The organism is Mesorhizobium sp. M0293 (genome assembly GCF_040321735.1).
GTDB lineage: Bacteria > Pseudomonadota > Alphaproteobacteria > Rhizobiales > Rhizobiaceae > Mesorhizobium.
In genome coordinates this window covers 1-1897 of sequence record NZ_JAMYSA010000257.1, presented here as the reverse complement: position 1 = coordinate 1897, position 1897 = coordinate 1, and the positions used below count along the sequence as shown (strand labels likewise).

The following is a 1897-nucleotide window of genomic DNA, read 5'->3' as shown; positions in this document are numbered from 1 at the left end:
TGTAAGCGATACGTGTTCCGTCCTTCATAGGTACGTAGCCGATATCGCGCACCACGTCAGCTTCACCAAGAGGGGTTTTGACCAGGTTCATTTTTGAGCGTCCATGTTGAGAAATTTCTACATTTTCCTCGTTGCGAGTGCTCTTTGCACAAGGCATGCATGAGCCACAGCATCCCGCTAGACGAGAAGCGGCAATCACCAAATCGGAATGCCCGACACCGCAGCAGGTGGTCACCTGACCCGGGTGGAACTCCTCCCTCGATACACTCTGCTGCGATCAGGCGAACGTATGAAGCGCCGCAGGCTCAAGATAACGCTAGAAGACCAGAACTGGTGCAGCGTGGCTCCATATCAATTTCACTGTGGCTACTAAAACTTTGATATTAGCGAGCCTTTCGGGGACGGCTATCGTTGGCGTGATCTTGGAAGTTAAGAGTTCATGGATCTGGCATAGAAGGGGATCTATTGCACATGCCGCCGTAGGCTGGGCCAAAACTGGATACGCTGCCGACCCTATAGCTCGGCCTCGCTCCCGGCCCGTGCCGGAGTCGGCGAGCCTCGAGCGTTCGAGGCGCGCAGTAGATTGAAGCTGATTTTTGAACTCGAAGGGCGGGTCATGAGCATCAGAGTTGGGCAATGGGATGCAAAATGTTGAACCCCATTACTGTTGAGATCGTCAGGAACGGATTGATATCCGCCGCAGAAGAAATGAACGCGATGCTGATACGCTCTGCGTTCACGCCAATCATTTATGAGATGAAGGATTGCGCTGTTGCCATTCTGGACCGCGACCACAAGGTTCTCGGACAATCGTCGGGTTTGCCGATATTTCTCGGCAATCTGGAAATCTGTTCAGAATATACGGAGCGCAAATTCGGCAGGCACATTTGGCGCGAGGGCGACATCTGGGCACTGAACGATACTTACGTGGTTGGCACCCATCTCAATGACGTCTCTGTATATGCACCGATCTTTTTCAGGGGCGAGCTCTTTGGTTTCGCCGTATCCCGAGCCCATTGGCTGGACATTGGCGGCAAGGACCCAGGACAGTCGTTCGATTCAACGGAGATATTCCAGGAGGGCCTACGCCTTCCGCCCACCCGAGTGGCAATAGGGGGCGAAATCAATCACGACGTGGTTGACGTGATCGAGGCCAACACCCGACTACCTAAGGGAGTAATCGGCGATCTAAAGGCGCAGATCGCGGCTGCGAACGTGGGGTCTCGCCGCGTAATCGAACTCCTCGACAAATATGGAGTTGAAGTTGTTAACGAGGCAAAGAAGGTCATCTTCGATCAAACCGAAAGCTTTGAACGGGCAGCCATAGAAGTGATTCCGGATGGAGAATACTCGGCGGAAGGCTTTGTCGACGATGACGGATTGGGAAACGGCCCGCTACAGGTGAAAATGCGAGTTACTGTAAAGGGTGGCGATATAGAAATCGATGTAACCGAGGCCAGTGATCAGGCGCTTGGCCCGATCAACAGTGGGGCTTCTCAGACAATCTCAGCATGTCGAGTCGGATTCAAATATTTGTTCGCATCGGACAAACCGGTTAACGGTGGCTCGTTTCGGTCGCTGTCAGTAAAACTACGCGAGGGATCGTTTCTCGCCTGTACCAGTCCCGCACCCGCAAACTGGTACTTTAGTTCCCTGGGATTGCAAATCGACCTCCTCGCCAAGGCACTGGCCAATGCGATGCCAGACAAAGTTACCGCTGCTGATTACGGCGATTCAAATCCCGTGATCATGTCGGGCACGGATCCCCGTAGTGGAGGAATTTTTATCGATTTCGAGTGCCATGTCGGAGGCTGGGGGGCGTTCCGTGGCCATGATGGGGTCTCCGGACTGATCAATAAAGTGAATGGCGGCCTGAGGGACATTCCCATCGAGGTTT

General features: G+C 53.5%; 1 protein-coding gene. It reads left to right on the top strand.

Translation table 11 applies throughout. From position 1 onward, the window contains the following. Window positions 1-648: 648 nt before the first annotated feature. The coding region (locus NKJ06_RS35265) for a hydantoinase B/oxoprolinase family protein (RefSeq protein WP_352812537.1) at window positions 649-1897 on the top strand (1249 nt) is incomplete at its 3' end.